Origin of the sequence: Pseudomonas sp. GL-RE-26 (assembly GCF_019956275.1) — a bacterium.
Taxonomy (GTDB): domain Bacteria; phylum Pseudomonadota; class Gammaproteobacteria; order Pseudomonadales; family Pseudomonadaceae; genus Aquipseudomonas; species Aquipseudomonas grandcourensis.
This window is the reverse complement of sequence record NZ_JAHBDI010000011.1, coordinates 189,353-210,215: the sequence shown is the minus strand read 5'-3', so window position 1 is coordinate 210,215 and position 20,863 is coordinate 189,353. Positions and strand designations below refer to the sequence as shown.

The following is a 20,863-nucleotide window of genomic DNA, read 5'->3' as shown; positions in this document are numbered from 1 at the left end:
AGAACGCATTACAAATGTGGGACCGAGCCTTCTCGCGAAAGCGGACTGTCAGGCGACGCTATATCAAGCGCCAGGAATGAAGTGCTTCTGCGCCGTACCACGCGCAATCAGGCGCGAGATGTAATCGAGCTTCTGTGCATCCTGGTCGACAAAACGGAAGGTCAGTTGCAGCCAATCGCTGTCGGGCTTCGGTTCGTGAGCCACGACGGCGTGCAGGTAGCCATTGAGGCGGGCGACTTCGGCGTTATCGCCCTGCTCCAGGTCCAGCACGGCGCTGTCGAGGATCTGCGGAAGGGTCTCGGTGCGCTTGACCACCAACAGGGCTTCCTTGAGGCTCAAGGCCTTGATCACGCATTGCGCGATACCGTTTGGCAAACGCAGTTGACCCTGGCCACGGCCACTGGTGGGTGCCGAAGAGGCCGCAGGCGCCTTGACCGGCGGACTGTTGAGCAAGCCTTTGGACGGTGCGGGTGCGGCCGTTGGCGTGACGACGGGGGCCTTGCCACCGGTCAAGGCGGCAAGGGAGTCGTTAGCGAAGGCAGGGCTGGTTTTGGTCGCGGCGACGTTGATCAAGGCATCGAGTTTGCCGACCTTGTGCAGCGCCTGCTTGACCTTGGTGATCAGTTGCTCGTTGGTGAACGGCTTGCTGACGTAACCGGAAACTCCGGCCTGGATCGCCTGGACAACGTTCTCCTTGTCGCCACGGCTGGTCACCATCACGAAAGGCATGGCCTTGAGGTTGTCTTGCTCGCGGCACCAGGTCAGCAGTTCCAGGCCGGACATTTCCGGCATTTCCCAGTCGCAAAGGACCAGGTCGAAGGCTTCCTTGGCCAGCATGGCCTGGGCCTTTCTGCCGTTGATCGCGTCTTCGATCCGCATGCCCGGAAAATAATTGCGCAGGCACTTCTTCACCAGGTCACGAATGAACGACGCGTCGTCCACGACCAACACACTGACCTTACTCATCCAAAACCCCTTTAAAAAATCCCGGCCAGCATACCGCCTTGCTGATGGCACATTGCCAAAAAACCTTCAGTCACGCCGGACTTTTCGTTCGCGGGGTGCTGCTTTTCGAATTTGTAAGCCACAAACAAAAACGCCCGGCCAAAAGGCCGGGCGCTTTACTTGGGCAACCTTACTTATCGTCAGTTTTGCCCGGAACATTAGCGCTTTCGCCACTGGTTCCTTCGACTTCTTCCTTCATGCGCTTGAGACCCAGGTGTCGCACGTCGGTGCCGCGTACAAGGTAGATCACCAGCTCCGAGATATTGCGCGCGTGGTCGCCGATACGCTCCAGCGAACGCAACACCCAGATAATGCTCAGAACCCGCGAAATGGAACGCGGGTCTTCCATCATGTAGGTGGCCAGCTCACGCAGGGCGGTCTTGTATTCGCGGTCGATGATCTTGTCGTACTGCGCCACCGACAAGGCCAGTTCGGCGTCGAAACGGGCAAAGGCGTCCAATGCGTCGCGGACCATGTTGCGCACCTGGTCACCGATGTGGCGCACTTCGACGTAACCGCGCGGCGCTTCACCTTCTTCGCAAAGCTGGATGGCGCGACGGGCGATCTTGGTCGCTTCGTCACCGATGCGCTCCAGGTCGATCACCGACTTGGAAATGCTGATGATCAGGCGCAGGTCGGAAGCCGCCGGCTGACGACGGGCCAGAATGCGCAGGCATTCTTCGTCGATGTTGCGTTCCATCTGATTGATCTGGTCGTCGATCTCACGCACCTGCTGGGCCAGGCCGGAGTCGGCCTCGATCAGCGCGGTGACCGCGTCGTTGACCTGTTTCTCGACCAGCCCGCCCATGGCCAGGAGGTGGCTGCGCACTTCCTCCAGTTCGGCGTTGAACTGCTGGGAGATGTGGTGTGTAAGGCCTTCCTTAGAAATCATGTTGTCTGCTCCGCAAAAGCTGTGAGCTGCAAGCTACAAGCTGCAAGCTGATGTGTGTCGTACTCGAACCGCCCTGACTTGCCGCTTGAAGCTTGCGGCTCGTGGCTGCTGCTAGCCATAGCGACCGGTGATGTAGTCTTCGGTCTGCTTTTTCGCCGGGTTGGTGAACAGGGTATCGGTATCGCCAAACTCGACCAGCTTGCCCATGTACATGAACGCGGTGTAGTCGGACACCCGCGCCGCCTGTTGCATGTTGTGGGTCACGATCACGATGGTGAACTTGGATTTCAGTTCGTAGATCAGCTCTTCGACTTTCAACGTGGAGATCGGGTCGAGTGCCGAGCACGGTTCGTCGAGCAGCAGGACTTCCGGCTCAACGGCGATGGTGCGGGCGATCACCAGACGCTGCTGCTGACCACCGGACAGGCCCAGTGCCGACTCGTGCAGACGGTCCTTGACCTCGTCCCACAGTGCCGCGCCTTTCAACGCCCACTCAACGGCTTCGTCGAGCACACGCTTCTTGTTGATGCCCTGGATGCGCAGGCCGTAAACCACGTTTTCGTAGATGGTTTTCGGGAACGGGTTGGGCTTCTGGAACACCATGCCGACGCGACGACGCAGCTCGGCCACGTCTTCACCCTTGCGGTAGATGTTGTTGCCGTACAGGTTGATCTCGCCTTCAACGCGGCAGCCGTCAACCAGGTCGTTCATGCGGTTGAAGGTACGCAGCAACGTGGACTTGCCGCAGCCGGACGGGCCGATGAAGGCGGTCACGCGCTGTTTCGGGATGTTCATGCTGACATCGTACAGCGCTTGTTTTTCGCCGTAGAACAGGCTCAGGCCCGGTACTTCAATGGCTACGGTTTCCTGCTCGAGGTTCAGGCTCTGTTTGTCGCGACCCAGGGCCGACATGTTGATGCCGTGGGTATGTGCTTCGTGCTGCATGGGAGGCTCCCTGTGCTAACAAATTCGGTTCGGTTTTTGTGGGAGCGAGCCTGCTCGCGAAGGGGCCATCACTGGCGCCAAAAGCTTCGCGAGCAGGCTCGCTCCCACATAAGAAATCAGCTATCCAACGCCTTGTACTTCTCGCGCAGGTGGTTACGGATGTACACCGCCGACAGGTTCAATGTCGCGATCACCAGCACCAGCAGCAGCGCCGTTGCGTACACCAGCGGTCGTGCGGCTTCGACGTTCGGGCTCTGGAAGCCGACGTCATAGATGTGGAAGCCCAGGTGCATGATCTTCTGGTCCAGGTGCAGGTACGGGTAGTTACCGTCCACCGGCAGCGACGGCGCCAGTTTCACCACACCCACCAGCATCAGCGGCGCCACTTCACCCGCGGCGCGGGCCACGGCGAGGATCATGCCGGTCATCATTGCCGGGCTGGCCATCGGCAGCACGATCTTCCACAAGGTTTCAGCCTTGGTCGCGCCGAGGGCCAACGAGCCTTCACGCACAGTGCGAGGAATCCGCGCCAGGCCTTCTTCGGTGGCCACGATCACCACCGGCACCGCCAGCAGCGCCAGGGTCAGCGAAGCCCAGAGCAGACCCGGCGTACCGAAAGTCGGTGCCGGCAGTGCTTCAGGGAAGAACAGACGGTCAAGCGAGCCACCCAGCACGTAGACGAAGAAGCCCAGGCCGAACACGCCGTAAACGATGGCCGGAACGCCCGCCAGGTTGTTCACCGCGATGCGGATCACCCGGGTCAGCGCGTTCTGCTTGGCGTATTCACGCAGGTACACCGCTGCCAGCACGCCGAACGGGGTCACGATCATCGCCATGATCAGGGTCATCATCACGGTGCCGAAGATGGCCGGGAAGATCCCGCCTTCGGTGTTCGCTTCACGCGGGTCGTCGCTCAGGAACTCCCAGACCTTGCTGAAGTAGAAACCGATCTTGGTGGTCGTGCTCATGGCGTTCGGCTGATAGGCGTGCACCACTTTGCCAATGCCGATTTCGATTTCCTTACCGTTCGCATCGCGGGCGGTCAGGCTGTCACGGTTGAACTGCGCATGCAGATCGGTCAGGCGCGCTTCAACATCCTGATAGCGAGCATTGAGTTCGGCGCGCTCCGATTCCATGTCCGCTTGTGCGGTGGCGTCGAGCTTGCCATCGAGCTCCAGCTTGCGACCGTGCAGACGGATGCGCTCGAGACCGGCGTTGATCGCGCCGATGTCGGTTTTTTCCAGGTTCTTGAGCTGTGCAGCCAGCTTGTTGACGCGGTCGACACGGGCCTGCAACTCAGGCCATGCGGCTTCGCCTTCAGCGACAACCTTGCCATCCTGTTTGACGTTGACCAGGTAGCCGTAGAAATTGCCCCACTCGCGACGCTCGATGGCCATCAGCTCCGGCGGCGTCGTCTGTTTGGTCAGCCACTCGCCGACGATCCAGGTGAAGTCGTTGCCGTTCAGGTCACGGTTGCCGACCTTGATCAGCTCGCGGGTCATGAACTCAGGGCCTTCGTCAGGCACCGGCAGGCCGGCGCTCTTCAGGCGGGCACGTGGCACTTCTTCTTTCTGCACCACTTCGCCAATGACCAGGTGCTGGCCCTGGCCCGGCACGTCGTAGCTGGCATGGATCAGATCCGCCGGCCAGAAGTGACCCAGGCCGCGCACGGCAATCACTGCCAGCAGGCCAATGGTCATGATGACCGCGATGGACACCGCGCCACCGCTGATCCAGACGCCGGGGGCGCCGCTCTTGAACCATCCTTTCAGGGAGTTCTGTTTCACAGACTTCTACCTTTCTTAAAGCGACGAGTATTTCTTGCGCAGACGCTGACGAATCAGTTCCGCGAGGGTGTTCATGACGAAGGTGAACAACAGCAGCACCAGCGCCGAGAGGAACAGCACGCGGTAGTGGCTGCCGCCGACTTCCGATTCGGGCATTTCCACTGCAACGTTGGCCGCCAGGGTGCGCAGGCCTTCGAACAGGTTCATTTCCATGACCGGGGTGTTACCGGTAGCCATCAACACGATCATGGTTTCACCGACCGCACGGCCCATGCCGATCATCAGCGCCGAGAAGATGCCCGGGCTCGCGGTGAGGATCACCACGCGGGTCATGGTCTGCCACGGCGTGGCACCGAGGGCCAGGGAGCCCAGGGTCAGGCCGCGAGGCACGCTGAACACGGCGTCTTCGGCGATGGAGTAGATGTTCGGGATCACCGCGAAGCCCATGGCCAGGCCGACCACCAGGGCGTTGCGCTGGTCGTAGGTGATGCCCAGGTCGTGGGAGATCCACATGCGCATGTCGCCACCGAAGAACCAGTTTTCCATGAACGGGCTCATGTACAGCGACAGCCAGCCCACAAACAGGATCACCGGAATCAGCAGCGCACTTTCCCAGCCATCCGGGACTTTCAGGCGGATCGACTCAGGCAGGCGGCTGAAGGTAAAACCGGCGACCAGAATACCGATCGGCAGCAGCATCAGCAGGCTGAAGATGCCCGGCAAATGCCCTTCCACATACGGTGCGAGGAACAGACCGGCGAAGAAACCGAGGATCACCGTCGGCATTGCTTCCATCAACTCGATCACCGGCTTGACCTTGCGGCGCATGCCCGGAGCCATGAAGTACGCGGTGTAGATCGCAGCGGCAACGGCCAGTGGTGCGGCCAGCAGCATGGCGTAGAACGCGGCTTTCAGGGTACCGAATGTCAGCGGCGACAGGCTCAGCTTGGGTTCGAAGTCGGTGTTGGCGGCGGTCGATTGCCAGACGTATTTAGGCTCGTCGTAGTTCTCGTACCAGACCTTGCTCCACAGCGCGCTCCACGAGACTTCCGGGTGCGGGTTGTCGAGAAGCAGCGGGTGCAACTTGCCGCCAGCTTCCACGATCAGGCGGTTGGCACGAGGCGATAGACCGAAAATGCCCTGGCCTTCAGCGACCGGTTCCACCAGCAAGGTGCGGTGGGCGGTACTGTGGAACACGCCAAGCTTGCCGGAAGCGTCGAGGGCAACGAAGCCCTTGCGGCGTTCTTCGGCAGTGATTTCAACGATAGGCGTGGTGCCCATCTGGAAGGTGCGAATCTGCTTCAGACGTTGCTCGCCATCGGGGTCGCGAGCCATGAACCACTGGGCCAGACCACCCTTGGAGTCACCGATGATCAGCGAGATGCCGCCCACCAGCTGGGTGCTGGCGGTGACTTCGGTTTCGCCGTTTTCCACCAGTTTGTAGCGGCCGTTGAGGCTTTTGTCGCGCAGGCTGAACACGTCGGCCTGGGCGCGTCCGTTGATCACGTACAGCCACTGCTGACGCGGGTCGACGAAAATATTCTTCACCGGCTCGGTCATTTGCGGCAGTTCGATGCGCTTCTGCTCGTTAGTGACTTCGCCGGTCATCATGTTCTCTTCGCTGGTCAGCGACAGGACATTGAGTTGCGAACCGGTGGAGCCGACCAGCATCAGGGTCGAATCGTTGGCGTTGAGGCTGACGTGCTCCAGCGCACCACCGGCTTCGTTGACCGCGATCGGCGCTTCGCCGTACGGGTACTCGACGGCCGGGGTGATGGTTTTCTTGCCTTCCGGGTAGCTGACTTTATATGTGTGACGGAACACCAGGGCCTGGCCGTTGGACAGACCCACCGCCACCAGCGGGTGACCTGGCTGGTCTTCACCGATGGAGGTCACGGTGATGCCGGCCGGGATCGACAGATCGACGCGCTTGAGTTCGGCGCCACTGTCGATGTCGAAGAACAATGCCTGGCCCTTGTCGGAAACCCGCATCGCAACCTGGTTCTGTTCTTCCAGGGAGATCATCAGCGGCTTGCCGGCGTCTTGCATCCAGGCTGGCGTGATGGCGTCCTTGGCGGTCAGGCTGGCACCCTGGAACAGGGGAGCGACGACGTAGGCAAGGAAGAAGAAGATCAAGGTGATCGCACCCAGTACAGCGAGGCCGCCAACGAGGACGTACCAGCGGGTCAGGCGATCTTTGAGCGCGCGAATGCGGCGCTTGCGTTGCAACTCAGGCGTATTGAAATCAATTCGCTTGGGGGGATTAGTAGTCATGTTGGAATTGGCCAGATCATTCATTCGCACACCCTAGCGATCCTGTATGACAGAAAGATGACAGTGCAGTGACGCAACAAATCCGCCGCTGGCGGTAACCAGCAGCGGATAGAGAATTTGAGGTGTATGGAGGCGGCTCCTGCCGCCCCCATGTGAGTCCAGAGGGGTTCACTCTAGACTCAGTTTGTTACTTTTTTGCGACTTCAGCGCCGCCTTCCGCCAGACCCAGGTCAGCCAGAGCTTTGGCAGCTACTTTGGCCGGCAGTGGGATGTAACCGTCTTTCACTACAACTTCCTGGCCCTGTTTCGACAGAACCAGTTTCACGAACTCGGCTTCCAGCGGGGCCAGAGGCTTGTTCGGGGCTTTGTTGACGTACACGTACAGGAAGCGGGATAGCGGGTACTTGCCGTTCAGGGCGTTTTCTTCGGTGTCTTCGATGAACTCGGTGCTGCCTTTCTTCGACAGAGCAACGGTTTTCACGCTAGCGGTCTTGTAGCCGATGCCCGAGTAACCGATGCCGTTCAGCGAAGAGCTGATCGACTGCACGACCGAAGCCGAACCTGGCTGTTCGTTCACGTTAGGCTTGTAGTCGCCTTTGCACAGGGCTTCTTCCTTGAAGTAGCCGTAGGTGCCGGATACCGAGTTACGACCGAACAGTTGAACCGGCTTGTTGGCCAGGTCGCCGGTCACGCCCAGGTCACCCCAGGTTTTGACTTCGGTTTTAGCGCCGCACAGACGAGTGGACGAGAAGATCGCGTCGACCTGTTCCATGGTCAGGTGCTGGATCGGGTTGTCCTTGTGTACGAATACAGCCAGGGCGTCCACGGCAACCGGGATAGCGGTTGGCTTGTAGCCGTACTTCTGCTCGAAGGCAGCCAGTTCGGTGTCCTTCATCTTGCGGCTCATCGGGCCCAGGTTGGAGGTGCCTTCAGTCAGCGCAGGTGGCGCAGTGGCGGAGCCAGCGGCCTGAATCTGGATGTTTACGTTCGGGTATTCTTTTTTGTAGTTCTCAGCCCAGAGGGTCATGAGGTTGGCCAGGGTATCGGAACCAACGCTGGACAGGTTGCCCGACACACCAGTGGTCTTGGTGTAGCTCGGGATAGCAGGGTCAACAGCGGCAACCGCGTTGGCAGTCGCAACGCCAGCAGCGACAAAAGTCATTGCCGCCATCAAACGCTTCAGTTTCATGCCTTACTCCTAGCAGATAGGGTGTGTTAAGTCGGGGCCAAGTATCAGCAGGCCGTGTGAACACTCTATGGCTGAAATATGACAATTGGATGAAAGGCCAGCACTCCGCTCGGAAGGCTGGCCTTTCAGTTGTAACTGTAGATGTGAGGAGTGCTGTGATCGCTCGCTATCAGCGGCCCTTCTTCCAGAGATATGCACCTACCAGAATCCCGACCCCACACAGCACCGCCACATAATAAGCAGGCCCCATCGCACTCTCCTTGAGCAACAGGCTGACGATCATCGGCGTCAGGCCGCCGAAAATCGCGTAGGCGACGTTGTACGAGAACGACAGTCCGCTGAAACGCACCACTGGCGGGAACGCCTTGACCATCACATACGGCACCGCGCCGATGGTGCCGACCAGCAGACCGGTCAGGGCATACATCGGGAACAGCCAGTCGGGATGATCGGCCAGGCTGTGATAGAAGGTCCAGGAACTGGCCAGCAGCGCGGCACAGCCGATCACGAACACTCGTCCCGCACCGAAGCGATCGGCCAGTGCGCCGGCAATGATGCAACCAAAGCTCAGGAACACGATCGCCACGCTGTTCGCCTGCAGGGACGTGGTTGGCGAGAAGTGGTAGACCGTCTGCAACACAGTCGGGGTCATCAGGATCAATACCACGATGGCGGCCGACAACAGCCAGGTCAGCAGCATCGAAATGGCGATGGCGCCACGATGGTCACGCAGCACCGCCCGCAGCGGTACCTCTTCGGCCAAGGCCTTGCGCTGTTGCAGTTCTGCGAACACCGGGGTTTCGTGCAACCAGCGACGCAGGTACACCGAAAACAGACCGAACACGCCACCCAGCAGGAACGGAATCCGCCAGGCGTAATCCGCTACTTCCACCGGGGTATAGAGGCTGTTGATCGCCGTGGCGACCAGCGAACCGAGCAGGATGCCCGCCGTCAGGCCGCTGGTCAGGGTGCCGCAGGCGTAGCCGACATGTCGTTGCGGAACGTGTTCGGAAACGAAGACCCACGCCCCCGGCACTTCACCGCCAATGGCCGCACCCTGGATCACCCGCATCAACAGCAACAGGATCGGCGCCCACATGCCGATCTGCGCATAAGTCGGCAGCAAACCCATGATCAAGGTCGGCACGGCCATCATGAAAATGCTCAGGGTGAACATTTTCTTGCGGCCCAGCAGGTCGCCGAAGTGCGCCATCACGATGCCGCCCAGCGGCCGCGCCAGATAGCCGGCGGCGAAGATGCCGAAGGTCTGCATCAGGCGTAGCCACTCAGGCATGTCCGCCGGGAAGAACAGCTTGCCCACCACCGTGGCGAAGAACACGAAGATGATGAAATCGTAGAACTCCAGCGCGCCGCCCAGGGCAGACAGCGATAGAGTCTTGTAGTCGTTGCGGGTCAGCGGACGTGCGGGTTGGTCTGGCTGCGCGATGCTCGAGGGCGCTGTGGTCATGGCAAGGGCTTCTCTTATAGTCGGATCTGCAACCTCAACAACGCTGGCTGAGGTTTGGGCAGGTCCGGCACGATAGCAAATTGTTCGAAAAAGCACATAGAGGTGCGTTTTTGACGGTCAAAATGAGAACCGGACGGTCGTCGCGGAGTCTACCGACCGATATACTCAAAGCTGCTCCGGTTTTTGAGGGGTTGCTGTGCGAAAGCGCCTGTCAGGTTCATAGGCGATTTCGCAGAGTTTCCCTTTAGGCGCCTTATGGAAAACGTGACGAACGTAGTATGTTCGGTGCTGAATCGTTTTTCCCGAAGACGGCTACCACCAGCAATACCAACGAAGAGTCACGGGTCAGAGGCACCCCCGGCATGATAGAACTCGAACAAGAAGATCCGATCCCGCAAGGCGACCTGGCCCTGCAAATCACCGCGCTCCCACGCGAAACCAACGGCTTTGGCGATATTTTCGGCGGCTGGCTGGTGGCGCAGATGGATTTGGCAGGCACCGCGATGGCCAGCAAGGTCGCCGGCGGGCGCGTTGCCACCGTTGCAATCGACCGCATGGCCTTTCTGGTTCCGGTGGCGGTGGGCGCTCAGCTCTCCTTTTATACCCAGGCCCTGGAAATCGGCCGCAGCTCGATCAAGATGATGGTCGAGGTCTGGAGCGACGATCCACTGTCCAGCGAGTGGCGTAAAGTGACCGAAGCGGTGTTTGTGTTCGTTGCCATCGACGGCAGCGGGCGCACCCGTTCGGTTCCCCCGCGGGCTCGTTGAAAGAACGTCTAAACCTGGTAGCCGTTTTGCGGTCGATAGTCGTCCACGTTACTGATCGAGAGCTGTCCCATGAGCACGCCCAATGTTGAAGCCGTAAAACTGGATGAACTGAACTGCTGGCGCATACGCCACGGTCAGGCCGAATTGCTGGTGGCCCAACAAGGCGCGCACATCCTCAGCTATCAACTGGCCGGCCAGCCGCCGCTGATCTGGCTCAACGACGAGGCCGTGTTCAAGACCGGCAAGAGCATCCGTGCCGGCGTGCCGGTGTGCTGGCCGTGGTTCGGCAACTTTGCGCGCAACCCGCAAAGCGTTCAGGCGATGCGCACCAGCAATGAAGCGCCGTCGGCTCACGGCTTCGTGCGAGCGATGGATTGGGAGCTGGGTGGCATCGAAGCCGAAGGCGAAAGCCTGAAGGTCGAATTCCTCCTGCCCTACCCCGAAGGCGGCTTTCCCGGCTGGCCGCACCAGGTGGATTTGACGTTGAGCATTCGCCTCGACGAGCAATTGCACATCCATCTGATCAGCCACAACCGGGGCGCTCAAACCGTCAGCATCAGTCAGGCGCTGCACAGTTACTTTGCCGTCAGCGATGTGCGCGAAGTGCATGTCGAAGGTGTGGATGGCCTGAGCTACATCGAAACGCTGGACAACTGGAAAACCGTTACCCAGACCGGTGATTTGCGTTTTACCGGCGAGACAGATCGCATCTACCTGGACGTCCCGTCGCAGTTGAGCATCGTCGATCCAGCTTGGGAGCGACGCATCGAACTGACCAGCATTGGCTCGCGCACCGCGGTGATCTGGAACCCATGGATCGACCGCGCCACCGCGTTCAGCGACATGGCCGACGATGGCTGGCAGCGCATGCTGTGCATCGAGACGGCGAACGTGATGGGCGATGTGGTGAACCTGAAACCAGGGGCGAGCCATACCCTGGGTGTGAGCGTCGGTAGCAAGCAGCTCTAAGCAACACCACATAACAAATGTGGGAGCGGGCTTGCTCGCGATGGCGGTGTAACAGGCAACATAAATGTTGAATGTTATGACCTCATCGCGAGCAAGCTCGCTCCCACAGTTTTTTGTGCCATGCCATCTGACGGCGCGTTACAAATCCGACTCTTTCACTACCCTGACATTCTGCGCATCCAGCGCATACGCCGCATCGGCCAGGTCATTGCTGACCTTCTCGACTTTCAGCGTGCCGGTGACCCACAGCGGCGTGTAGATATCGTTCAGTTTCAGGCCCTTTGGATAGCGCACCAGCACCAGTTGGTTGGGCGGTGGCGGGGGCACGTGGATACACGCGCCCGGGTACGGGACCAGGAAGAACAACGTACTGCGGCCCTTGGCATCGGACTCCAGCGGCACGGGGTAACCGCCAATGCGGATGTTCTTGTCGTTCATCGACGCAACGGTCTTGGTCGAGTACATCACCGCCGGCAAGCCTTTGGCCTGCTTCATCCCACCCTTGTCGGTGAAAGTGCCATTGGATTCAGGGGAGTTGTGGTCGATTTCAGGCATGGCCTCGAGGGCCTTCTGGTCCGACTTTGGCATCAGTTCGAGCCAGTCGGTTTCCGGCAGTTCGCCGGCATGGGCAAGGCCCGAACCCAGTAAAACAAGAGTCAACAAAAAACGGCGCATGAAGGTGCTCGGTATAGGAAGGATCAGGAAACGCCGAGCATTCTAGCCCTCCCGGCTTGCGTGGCCGAGAGGACTTTGTTGCCTGGATCAGCTCTTTTTGATCAGTCCGTAGATCACCAGCAACACAACCGCACCCACCAGCGCCCCGATGAAGCCGGCGCCTTGACCGGCCTGGTAAATGCCCAAGGCTTGACCGCCGTAAGTGGCCGCCAGCGAACCGCCGATACCGAGCAGAATCGTCATGATCCAGCCCATGCTGTCATCGCCAGGTTTCAGGAACCGTGCCAGCAGGCCGACGATCAAGCCGATAAAGATGGTTCCGATAATTCCCATGGCATTCCCCTCTCAATGAAGTACCTATTCGAAAGCCTAGTCAGACTTTCGCAACCTGCCATGAGAGAACGGCGCGACCTTAAGGTTCCACCGTTGCACATAAAAAACTATTCGGCGATCAGCGCCTCGACCTTGAGGATCTGCGCGGTCAGCGTTTCACGATCCGCACAACGCAGGTTGGCGTGACCGACCTTGCGGCCGACCTTGAACGCCTTGCCGTAGTGATGCAGATGGCAATCAGCGATGGCCACGACCTTCTCGGTGTCCGGCACTTTGCCAATGAAGTTGAGCATCGCGCTCTCCCCAACCTTGGCGGTCGAACCCAACGGCAGACCGGCAACGGCCCGCAGGTGGTTTTCGAACTGGCTGCACTCGGCGCCTTCGGTGGTCCAGTGCCCTGAGTTGTGCACCCGCGGGGCGATTTCGTTGGCCTTGAGGCCACCGTCGACTTCAAAGAACTCGAACGCCATCACGCCGACGTAATCCAGCTGCTTGAGCACACGGCTGGAGTAGTCTTCGGCCAGGGCTTGCAACGGGTGATCGGTGCTGGCCACGGAAAGCTTGAGGATGCCGCTTTCGTGGGTGTTGTGTACCAGCGGATAGAAGCGGGTTTCACCGTCGCGGGCACGCACGGCGATCAGCGAGACCTCGCCGGTGAACGGCACGAAGCCTTCCAGCAGGCAGGCCACACTGCCCAGTTCGGCAAAGGTGCCAACCACATCTTCAGGGGTGCGCAGGACTTTCTGCCCCTTGCCGTCATAACCCAGGGTACGGGTCTTCAGCACCGCCGGCAGACCGATGGAATCCACGGCGGCGTCCAGATCAACCTGGGACTGAATGTCGGCGAACGCCGGGGTAGGAATCCCCAGGTCCTTGAACATGCTCTTCTCGAACCAGCGATCGCGGGCGATGCGCAGCGCTTCGGCGCTCGGGTAGACCGGGACGAATTGCGACAGGAAAGCCACGGTCTCGGCCGGAACGCTTTCGAACTCGAAGGTCACCAGATCGACTTCATCGGCCAGCTGACGCAAGTGATCCTGATCGCCGTAATCGGCTCGCAGGTGTTCGCCCAACGCGGCTGCGCAAGCATCCGGAGCTGGGTCCAGGAAAGCGAAATTCATGCCCAGCGGAGTGCCCGCCAGTGCCAACATGCGACCCAACTGGCCGCCACCGATTACACCGATCTTCATCGTCAACAACCTCAGGCGATGCGTGGGTCTGGATTGTCCAGGACGCTGTCTGTCTGCTCAGCACGGAAGGTTTTCAGCACCGCGTGGAACTGCGGGTGCTTGGCGCCAAGGATACTCGCCGACAACAGCGCTGCGTTGATCGCGCCCGCCTTGCCGATGGCCAGGGTGGCAACCGGAATGCCCGCGGGCATCTGTACAATAGAAAGCAGCGAATCAACGCCCGAGAGCATTGCGGATTGTACTGGTACGCCCAGCACCGGCAGGTGGGTCTTGGCCGCACACATACCTGGCAAGTGGGCCGCACCACCGGCACCGGCGATGATCACCTCGATGCCACGCGCCTCGGCTTCTTCAGCGTACTGGAACAGCAGGTCCGGAGTACGGTGGGCAGAGACCACTTTCACCTCGTAGGGGATGCCGAGCTTTTCCAGCATATCGGCGGTGTGGCTAAGGGTGGACCAATCGGACTTGGAGCCCATGATCACGCCAACCAGTGCACTCATCGTCGTGCCTCTTCTCTCTTGGCGCCCGCAGGCGCGTCAAAAAACAACAAGCCACGCAGGATGCGTGGCTTGATTGTACGAATTATGGCCGGTCGTAACCGGCCGAAGGCCGCGCAGTATACCTCAATGAAGCAGATAAACAGCCCCTGTTGTGACCATCTGTCGATATTGGGTTCTGGACAAAAAGCCTTGTTTTACTGACTCAAAAGTCAATCCGCACAACTGCGTTAATTCACTCAGTGTTAGTAAAAAATGTAGCACTGACAACAAATACCAGGGCGCACTCAATTAACAACCAACCACACAAACCAACTGCAAACCAGCCCCCCGCACAACACCTTCCGACACATATCAGCAGTGCACAACCAAGTTATTTTGAATTATTAATCCCCACAGCCAATTGAGGCCACACAATTCTACCTAACTATAGAATCAGTAAAATCACACATGAATATATCAACCAAATTAAAACCAATGCTTTTCGCAATTTTATTTATTACCAGCTCTACACAGGCGACCATCCCCATTGATGATACGCATTGGCCCTCAGAAAAAGATAAGCCAGCGTTGCAACCATTTGAGGCGCCCAACGTGAGCAAGCATACGATATTTATCAATACGTTCATCCACGATGATGTAAAAGAACCACAGTCACAGATTTTTGAGAAGTTTTTCCTTCCCTTGATCAAGGAAATCGAAGGCTTTACCGGGCGCCGGGTGTCCATTCAATTTATTCGAAATTTGCAACCCTATACCAATTTTGTTTATGAAAACGAAGACCATCAAGCCACTGCTAACAAATGGAAAGTGTTAGCTCTAAAATATAGAAACGAAAAAAACTTACCTTACAACAAAACAACAAAATTTCTTTTAGTTACAAAAAACCAACTTAACAACCAAGCAGCAGGCATCGCTGGCGCCGGTCAACAATTCGGTATTGCTTCACTGATCCGTGAATTATATGTCGGACATGAAATTGGGCATATGCTCGATGCCAGTCATGAAAACGGCGAATTGCTGTATAGGAGTGGTTGGTGGTGCGATAGTTACATGATGCCGGCCCCAACTTATTTGACCAGCGCCTGTCATGTTTATACCAATGCAAACCGTCAAAGGATCAGTGCCTTCCTGAGCGATGCTCCTTAATCGACCCGACAGTAATAAAACTGGAGCCCGCGAACTGGCTCCAGCGCACACCATTAGGCACCCGCCCCACCCTCCAACTTGCGCCACAACAACCGCACGTTCGCCTTGCGTACCAGCGCACAGCGGTACAGACGAATCTCCAGCGGCACGTGCCATTGCGGGCCGCCGCAGACCACCAACTCACCCCGCGCCAATTCGGCGCGCACACTCAATTGCGGCACCCAGGCGATGCCCAGGCCTTCAAGGGCCATGCTTTTCAGGCTGTCGGCCATGGCGGTTTCGTAAATCGTGGTGAAGCGCAGCGCCCGTTGACGCAGCAGCATGTTCACCGAACGGCCGAGAAACGCACCGGCGCTGTACGCCAGTAGCGGCACGCTGCCTTCGCCTTCCAGATCGAACAGCGGTTTGCCGTCGGCGTCGGCGGCACACACCGGCAGCATCTCGGTGTGGCCAAGGTGCAGCGAGGGGAAGATTTCCGGGTCCATCTGCATGGCCGCGTCCGGGTCGTAGAACGCCAACATCAGATCGCAGCCGCCTTCGCGCAAGGCGTGCACGGCGTCGCCGACGTTGGTCGCCACCAGCCGCGTGGCGATGTTCAGGCCCTCGTTGCGCAACTGCGCGATCCAGCGCGGAAAGAAACCCAGTGCCAGGGAGTGCGCGGCAGCGACCTGCATCACTTCGCCCTGTCCGCCTTCCAGGTGATGCAGATGGCGCAGCACTTCGCCGAGCTGTTCGACCACGGTGCGCGCGGTGACCAGAAACAATTGCCCTGCCGCCGTCAGCTCCACCGGCGTACGCGAACGGTTGACCAAGGTTAGTCCCAGCGCCGCCTCCAGGCTGCGGATTCGCCGACTGAACGCCGGCTGCGTCACGAAGCGCCGCTCGGCGGCCTGGGAGAAACTGCGGGTGGCGGCCAGGGCACTGAAGTCCTCCAGCCATTTGCTTTCCAGATTCATCACGCCCTCCCGGACACGCACCAATTTAGGTCACACGTTCGCCGTCAAGCCGGCGTCACACGGGCATTATGCCGAATATGCATAGCCTAGTGTTTAACAGCATTGGCCCAAAATTCTCCACAGGCCTAGCATTCGCAGCGTTCCGGCACAGACCGGGTCCATATTGAGATGATTTCTATCATGTCCTCCGCTGCATCATTCCGCACAGAAAATGACCTGCTTGGCGCCCTCGAAGTACCGGCTCAAGCGTATTACGGTATCCAGACCCTGCGAGCGGTGAATAACTTCCGCCTTTCGGGCGTTCCGATTTCGCACTACCCGAAACTGGTTGTCGGTCTGGCCATGGTTAAACAGGCCGCCGCAGACGCCAACCGTGAGTTGGGTCACCTGAGCGAAGCCAAGCACGCCGCCATCAGCGAAGCCTGTGCACGTTTGATCCGCGGCGACTTCCACGAAGAGTTCGTGGTGGACATGATTCAAGGCGGCGCTGGCACTTCGACCAACATGAATGCCAACGAAGTCATCGCCAACATCGCTCTGGAGGCCATGGGCCACCAGAAAGGCGAATACCAGTACCTGCACCCGAACGACGACGTCAACATGGCGCAGTCGACCAACGACGCCTACCCAACGGCTATCCGCCTGGGTCTGTTGCTGGGTCACGACGCCCTGCTGGCCAGCCTCGACAGCCTGATTCAGGCATTCGCGGCCAAGGGTGAAGAATTCAACCACGTCCTGAAGATGGGGCGTACCCAGCTGCAAGACGCCGTTCCGATGACCCTGGGTCAGGAATTCCGTGCGTTCGCCACCACCCTGGGCGAAGACCTGGCACGCCTGAAAACCCTGGCTCCGGAAGTGCTGACCGAAGTGAACCTGGGCGGCACCGCGATCGGTACCGGCATCAACGCCGACCCGCGTTACCAGCACCTGGCCGTTCAGCGTCTGGCAGTGATCAGCGGTCAACCGCTGGTACCGGCCGCCGACCTGATCGAAGCCACCTCCGACATGGGCGCCTTCGTGCTGTTCTCCGGCATGCTCAAGCGTACCGCGGTCAAGCTGTCGAAGATCTGCAACGACCTGCGCCTGCTGTCCAGCGGCCCACGCACCGGCATCAACGAGATCAACCTGCCGGCACGTCAGCCAGGCAGTTCGATCATGCCAGGCAAGGTCAACCCGGTTATTCCGGAAGCGGTCAACCAGGTGGCGTTCCAGATCATCGGTAACGACCTGGCCCTGACCATCGCGGCCGAAGGCGGCCAGCTGCAACTGAACGTGATGGAGCCGCTGATCGCTTTCAAGATCTTCGACTCGATCCGCCTGCTGCAACGCGCCATGGACATGCTGCGCGAGCACTGCATCGTCGGCATCACCGCCAACGAAGCACGCTGCCGTGAACTGGTCGAGCACTCGATCGGCCTGGTCACCGCACTGAACCCGTACATCGGCTACAAAAACGCCACCCGCATCGCCGGCCTTGCCCTTGAAAGCGGCCGCGGCGTGCTGGAACTGGTGCGCGAAGAAGGTTTGCTCGACGAAGCCATGCTCGCCGACATCCTGCGCCCGGAAAACATGATTGCTCCGCGTCTGGTGCCTTTGAAGGCATAACCCGACGCGTTACCTGTAGCACCGCTCACCAGGTCGAGGGACTAGACACCTCTCACCTTTTGAGGGCTTGGAGATTAGTCTCCAGGCCCTTTTTTTTAACTGTTTAAAAGGACAAACGTCTTCTGTGGGCGCGAGCCTGCTCGCGATGAACGATTACGCGGTGTAGCTGTAAACCGTGGTGACCGCATCGCGCGCAGGCTCGCTCCCACAAGAGCCTGACAAAAAAATGTCAGGTGTTTCAAAGGCTTCGCTTCACCGAATGCACCACAACCGTGCAGACGAACGGCACTGTCATCGGTATAGTGCCGCCCCTCTTCGCATGAGCGGTCGTCGGTAGCGAGGCCACAACCCATGCGAAACCCGAACTAATAACAAACCCGCGATATGAAACCGGGACGAACGTCGAACCGCCCATTGTGCCGTGCGCCAAGGGGTGTAACTCGATGTGTCTGCCCGGCGAGCATTTGCCTACACAAAAAACAGCGAGGAATAATCCATGCTCGAAGTCATTAACGACTTCCTCTCAGGGAAAGTACTGATCGTGCTCATTGTCGGGCTCGGTAGCTACTTCACGATCCGCTCGCGTTTCGTTCAATTGCGTCACTTCTTCCACATGTTCGCGGTGTTCCGCGACAGCCTCAAAAGCAGCGCCGGGCAACTCAGTTCGTTCCAGGCCCTGATGCTCAGCCTCGCCGGCCGCGTCGGTGCGGGCAACATCGCCGGGGTCGGCATTGCCGTGACCCTCGGTGGCCCGGGTGCTGTGTTCTGGATGTGGGTGACCGCGCTGGTCGGCATGTCCAGCAGCTTCTTCGAATGCTCCCTCGGCCAGCTCTACAAGCGTTGCGATTCCGAAGGCCAGTTCCGTGGCGGCCCGTCCTATTACATCCAGCATGGTTTGCAAAAACGCTGGTTGGGCATGCTGATGGCGTTCCTGTTGCTGGTGACGTTCGGCTTCGCCTTCAACGGCCTGCAAGCCCACGCCGTGACGCACTCGTTGAACAACGCGTTCGGCCTCGACACCACTTACACCGGCATCGGTCTGGCTGTGCTTTTGGGTCTGGTGTTCATCGGCGGGATCAAGCGCATCGCCAAGGTCGCCGACCTGTTGGTGCCGGTGAAAACCCTGGTGTACATCGGCGTGACCCTCTACGTGATCGTGCTGCAGTTCGACCATGTGCCGGGCATGCTGATGACCATCGTCAAGAGCGCCTTCGGTCTGGATCAGGCCTTCGGCGGCCTGATCGGCAGCGCCATCGTCATGGGCGTGAAGCGTGGTGTGTTCGCCAACGAAGCAGGCCTGGGCAGTGCGCCGAACGTGGCGGCTGTCGCGGCGGTCGAGCACCCGGTGGCACAAGGTGTGGTTCAGGCGTTCAGCGTGTTCCTCGATACCTTCGTGATCTGCACCTGCACCGCGCTGCTGATCCTGCTCTCCGGCTTCTACACCCCGGGCTTCGAAGGCGACGGCATTGCCCTGACCCAGAACTCGCTGGCCGCCGTAGTCGGTGACTGGGGCCGGATGTTCATCTCCGTGGCCCTGGCGTTGTTCGTGTTCACCTCGATCCTCTACAACTACTACCTGGGCGAGAGCAACCTGCGCTTTTTGATCGGTGAAAACCGCAAGGCACTGATGGGCTATCGCGCGCTGGTACTGGTGCTGATTTTTTGGGGCGCCATCGAAAACCTCGGCACCGTATTTGCCTTCGCCGACATCACCATGACCATGCTCGCGTTCGTCAACCTGATCGCGCTGTTCCTGCTGTTCAAGGTCGGCATGCGCATCCTGCGTGACTACGATGACCAGCGCGCCGCTGGCATCAAGACTCCGGTGTTCGACTCCGCCAAGTTCCCGGATCTGGACCTGGATCGCCAGGCGTGGCCGGCCAACCCGCCTGCCGCAGTCGGCAAGGCTGAAGTTGAGCCGCAAGGTGTACCCGCAGCGCAACGCTGACAGGTGAAATGACAGGCGCGCCCCCAGCGCCCGTCAGTTAAAGTTCGAAAAACTGTGGGAGCGAGCTTGCTCGCTCCCACAGGAACTCTTCCTTTCGGAGAATCCTCATGAATTCGTCGACCTACCCTGCCGCCCAGCACGTGATGGTGCTCTACACCGGCGGCACCATCGGCATGCAGGCCAGTGCCAACGGCCTGGCTCCGGCGTCGGGCTTCGAAGCGCGAATGCGCGACTATCTGCACAGCCAGCCTGAACTGGTGGTGCCGCAATGGCGCTTTCGCGAGATGTCGCCGCTTATCGACAGCGCCAACATGACGCCGACGTACTGGCAGCAGTTGCGTGAAGCAGTGGTCGATGCGGTGGATGTTCAGGGCTGCGACAGCGTGCTGATCCTGCATGGCACCGACACCCTGGCCTACAGCGCGGCCGCCATGAGTTTCCAGTTGCTCGGCCTGCATGCCCGCGTGTGCTTCACCGGCTCGATGCTGCCGGCCGGCGTCACTGACAGCGACGCCTGGGAAAACCTCGGCGGTGCGCTGGTTGCACTGGGCCAGGGCCTGGCGCCGGGCGTGCATCTGTACTTCCACGGCGAACTGCTGGACCCGACCCGTTGCGCCAAAGTGCGCAGTTTTGGTCGGCATCCGTTCAAGCGCCTGGAGCGTCATGGCGGCGGAGTGAAGGCGACTTCGGTTCCGTCGCAGCTGAATTACAACCAGCCCAAACAATTGGCGAACGTCGCGGTGCTGCCGCTGTTTCCCGGCATCAGCGCCGAGGTGCTGGATGGTTTGCTCGACAGCGGCATTCAGGGCCTGGTGCTGGAGTGCTACGGCAGCGGCACCGGCCCGAGCGACAACCCCGGGTTTCTCGCCAGCCTCGCACGTGCGCGGGACAACGGCGTGGTCGTGGCAGCCGTCACGCAATGCCACGAAGGCGGGGTTGAACTGGACGTCTATGAAGCCGGCAGTCGCTTGCGCGGTGTGGGCGTGTTGTCCGGTGGCGGCATGACCCGTGAAGCGGCGTTCGGCAAATTGCATGGGTTGTTGGGTGCGGGGCTTGAAACGGGCGAAGTCCGTCGGCTTGTCGAACTCGACCTGTGCGGCGAACTGAGCTGACACCACACCACACTTGTAGGAGCGAGCCTGCTCGCGATAACGGTGGATCAGTCACATCAATGTGAATGGTAGATCGCTATCGCGAGCAGGCTCGCTCCC

The 20,863-nt window shown here is 59.6% G+C and carries 18 protein-coding genes; 6 read left to right on the top strand and 12 right to left on the bottom strand.

All coding sequences use genetic code 11. The features are described from left to right. Positions 1 to 63: 63 nt before the first annotated feature. The 7 genes from KGB07_RS08465 to KGB07_RS08435 all read right to left on the bottom strand — a co-directional run bounded on the left by KGB07_RS08465 (position 64) and on the right by KGB07_RS08435 (position 9,560). On the bottom strand, positions 64 to 966 hold the full coding sequence (locus KGB07_RS08465) for a response regulator (protein WP_046038910.1): 903 nt from the start codon (positions 964 to 966) through the stop codon (positions 64 to 66). Between the two features lie 169 nt (positions 967 to 1,135). Continuing rightward, a complete protein-coding gene (gene phoU, locus KGB07_RS08460) occupies positions 1,136 to 1,897 on the bottom strand; it encodes a phosphate signaling complex protein PhoU (RefSeq protein WP_046038908.1) in 762 nt (253 codons plus the stop codon). Positions 1,898 to 2,008: 111 nt separating this feature from the next. Further along, complete coding sequence (gene pstB, locus KGB07_RS08455) at positions 2,009 to 2,842, bottom strand: phosphate ABC transporter ATP-binding protein PstB (RefSeq protein ID WP_007971742.1); 834 nt, start codon at positions 2,840 to 2,842, stop codon at positions 2,009 to 2,011. Between the two features lie 116 nt (positions 2,843 to 2,958). Next, positions 2,959 to 4,629 carry a phosphate ABC transporter permease PstA gene (gene pstA / locus KGB07_RS08450; protein ID WP_046038904.1) on the bottom strand — a complete coding sequence of 557 codons (1,671 nt, stop codon included), beginning with the start codon at positions 4,627 to 4,629 and terminating at the stop codon, positions 2,959 to 2,961. A gap of 15 nt (positions 4,630 to 4,644) precedes the next feature. After that, entirely contained in the window at positions 4,645 to 6,678 is a 2,034-nt protein-coding gene (locus tag KGB07_RS08445) for an ABC transporter permease subunit (protein ID WP_185754760.1), read from the bottom strand. 412 nt (positions 6,679 to 7,090) lie between these two features. Continuing rightward, positions 7,091 to 8,092, bottom strand: coding sequence for a phosphate ABC transporter substrate-binding protein PstS (locus KGB07_RS08440; RefSeq protein WP_007992839.1), 1,002 nt, complete (start codon positions 8,090 to 8,092; stop codon positions 7,091 to 7,093). Between the two features lie 169 nt (positions 8,093 to 8,261). After that, the gene (locus tag KGB07_RS08435) at positions 8,262 to 9,560 is read right to left on the bottom strand and encodes an MFS transporter (protein ID WP_046038899.1); all 1,299 of its coding nucleotides are present in this window, start codon (positions 9,558 to 9,560) and stop codon (positions 8,262 to 8,264) included. Positions 9,561 to 9,922: 362 nt separating this feature from the next. Here KGB07_RS08435 and KGB07_RS08430 point away from each other — a divergent pair, with 362 nt between their 5' ends. Next, on the top strand, positions 9,923 to 10,327 hold the full coding sequence (locus KGB07_RS08430) for an acyl-CoA thioesterase (RefSeq protein ID WP_007942704.1): 405 nt from the start codon (positions 9,923 to 9,925) through the stop codon (positions 10,325 to 10,327). Positions 10,328 to 10,396: 69 nt separating this feature from the next. Further along, a complete protein-coding gene (locus KGB07_RS08425; protein ID WP_046038897.1) occupies positions 10,397 to 11,296 on the top strand; it encodes a D-hexose-6-phosphate mutarotase in 900 nt (299 codons plus the stop codon). Positions 11,297 to 11,434: 138 nt separating this feature from the next. Here the strand turns inward: KGB07_RS08425 and KGB07_RS08420 are convergent, their stop codons facing one another. From KGB07_RS08420 to purE, 4 genes are all read right to left on the bottom strand, one after another. Continuing rightward, positions 11,435 to 11,971 carry a DUF3299 domain-containing protein gene (locus KGB07_RS08420; RefSeq protein WP_223465197.1) on the bottom strand — a complete coding sequence of 179 codons (537 nt, stop codon included), beginning with the start codon at positions 11,969 to 11,971 and terminating at the stop codon, positions 11,435 to 11,437. An 87-nt stretch (positions 11,972 to 12,058) separates the two neighbouring features. Next, the gene (locus KGB07_RS08415) at positions 12,059 to 12,304 is read right to left on the bottom strand and encodes a GlsB/YeaQ/YmgE family stress response membrane protein (protein ID WP_218439879.1); all 246 of its coding nucleotides are present in this window, start codon (positions 12,302 to 12,304) and stop codon (positions 12,059 to 12,061) included. Between the two features lie 107 nt (positions 12,305 to 12,411). After that, positions 12,412 to 13,494 (bottom strand): 5-(carboxyamino)imidazole ribonucleotide synthase, encoded by a 1,083-nt coding sequence (locus tag KGB07_RS08410; RefSeq protein WP_223465195.1) that lies wholly within the window; start codon positions 13,492 to 13,494, stop codon positions 12,412 to 12,414. An 11-nt stretch (positions 13,495 to 13,505) separates the two neighbouring features. Further along, positions 13,506 to 13,997: a 5-(carboxyamino)imidazole ribonucleotide mutase gene (gene purE / locus KGB07_RS08405; protein ID WP_046038893.1), complete on the bottom strand. Its 492-nt coding sequence runs from the start codon at positions 13,995 to 13,997 to the stop codon at positions 13,506 to 13,508. 447 nt (positions 13,998 to 14,444) lie between these two features. On the opposite strand from purE, the gene KGB07_RS08400 reads away from it, so the two are divergent. Beyond that, positions 14,445 to 15,143 (top strand): hypothetical protein, encoded by a 699-nt coding sequence (locus tag KGB07_RS08400; RefSeq protein ID WP_185754756.1) that lies wholly within the window; start codon positions 14,445 to 14,447, stop codon positions 15,141 to 15,143. Between the two features lie 53 nt (positions 15,144 to 15,196). On the opposite strand, the gene KGB07_RS08395 is transcribed toward KGB07_RS08400, so the two are convergent. Continuing rightward, the gene (locus KGB07_RS08395; RefSeq protein WP_046038892.1) at positions 15,197 to 16,099 is read right to left on the bottom strand and encodes a LysR substrate-binding domain-containing protein; all 903 of its coding nucleotides are present in this window, start codon (positions 16,097 to 16,099) and stop codon (positions 15,197 to 15,199) included. Positions 16,100 to 16,279: 180 nt separating this feature from the next. Between KGB07_RS08395 and KGB07_RS08390 the strand changes: the two genes are divergently transcribed. From KGB07_RS08390 to KGB07_RS08380, 3 genes are all read left to right on the top strand, one after another. After that, positions 16,280 to 17,704 (top strand): aspartate ammonia-lyase, encoded by a 1,425-nt coding sequence (locus KGB07_RS08390; RefSeq protein ID WP_046038891.1) that lies wholly within the window; start codon positions 16,280 to 16,282, stop codon positions 17,702 to 17,704. A 496-nt stretch (positions 17,705 to 18,200) separates the two neighbouring features. Further along, positions 18,201 to 19,652 (top strand): alanine/glycine:cation symporter family protein, encoded by a 1,452-nt coding sequence (locus tag KGB07_RS08385; RefSeq protein ID WP_046038890.1) that lies wholly within the window; start codon positions 18,201 to 18,203, stop codon positions 19,650 to 19,652. A 107-nt stretch (positions 19,653 to 19,759) separates the two neighbouring features. Beyond that, entirely contained in the window at positions 19,760 to 20,764 is a 1,005-nt protein-coding gene (locus tag KGB07_RS08380) for an asparaginase (RefSeq protein WP_046038889.1), read from the top strand. Positions 20,765 to 20,863 lie beyond the last annotated feature (99 nt).

Bases quoted from the DNA above. Each gene is read 5' to 3' on its own strand.
- KGB07_RS08465 (WP_046038910.1), bottom strand. From the start codon at position 966: ATGAGTAAGGTCAGTGTGTTGGTCGTGGACGACGCGTCGTTCATTCGT.
- purE (WP_046038893.1), bottom strand. From the start codon at position 13,997: ATGAGTGCACTGGTTGGCGTGATCATGGGCTCCAAGTCCGATTGGTCC.
- KGB07_RS08400 (WP_185754756.1), top strand. From the start codon at position 14,445: ATGAATATATCAACCAAATTAAAACCAATGCTTTTCGCAATTTTATTT.
- KGB07_RS08430 (WP_007942704.1), top strand. From the start codon at position 9,923: ATGATAGAACTCGAACAAGAAGATCCGATCCCGCAAGGCGACCTGGCC.
- KGB07_RS08425 (WP_046038897.1), top strand. From the start codon at position 10,397: ATGAGCACGCCCAATGTTGAAGCCGTAAAACTGGATGAACTGAACTGC.
- KGB07_RS08390 (WP_046038891.1), top strand. From the start codon at position 16,280: ATGTCCTCCGCTGCATCATTCCGCACAGAAAATGACCTGCTTGGCGCC.
- KGB07_RS08410 (WP_223465195.1), bottom strand. From the start codon at position 13,494: ATGAAGATCGGTGTAATCGGTGGCGGCCAGTTGGGTCGCATGTTGGCA.
- KGB07_RS08435 (WP_046038899.1), bottom strand. From the start codon at position 9,560: ATGACCACAGCGCCCTCGAGCATCGCGCAGCCAGACCAACCCGCACGT.
- phoU (WP_046038908.1), bottom strand. From the start codon at position 1,897: ATGATTTCTAAGGAAGGCCTTACACACCACATCTCCCAGCAGTTCAAC.
- KGB07_RS08380 (WP_046038889.1), top strand. From the start codon at position 19,760: ATGAATTCGTCGACCTACCCTGCCGCCCAGCACGTGATGGTGCTCTAC.
- KGB07_RS08415 (WP_218439879.1), bottom strand. From the start codon at position 12,304: ATGGGAATTATCGGAACCATCTTTATCGGCTTGATCGTCGGCCTGCTG.
- KGB07_RS08395 (WP_046038892.1), bottom strand. From the start codon at position 16,099: ATGAATCTGGAAAGCAAATGGCTGGAGGACTTCAGTGCCCTGGCCGCC.
- KGB07_RS08445 (WP_185754760.1), bottom strand. From the start codon at position 6,678: ATGCAAGACGCCGGCAAGCCGCTGATGATCTCCCTGGAAGAACAGAAC.
- KGB07_RS08440 (WP_007992839.1), bottom strand. From the start codon at position 8,092: ATGAAACTGAAGCGTTTGATGGCGGCAATGACTTTTGTCGCTGCTGGC.
- pstB (WP_007971742.1), bottom strand. From the start codon at position 2,842: ATGCAGCACGAAGCACATACCCACGGCATCAACATGTCGGCCCTGGGT.
- KGB07_RS08420 (WP_223465197.1), bottom strand. From the start codon at position 11,971: ATGCGCCGTTTTTTGTTGACTCTTGTTTTACTGGGTTCGGGCCTTGCC.
- KGB07_RS08385 (WP_046038890.1), top strand. From the start codon at position 18,201: ATGCTCGAAGTCATTAACGACTTCCTCTCAGGGAAAGTACTGATCGTG.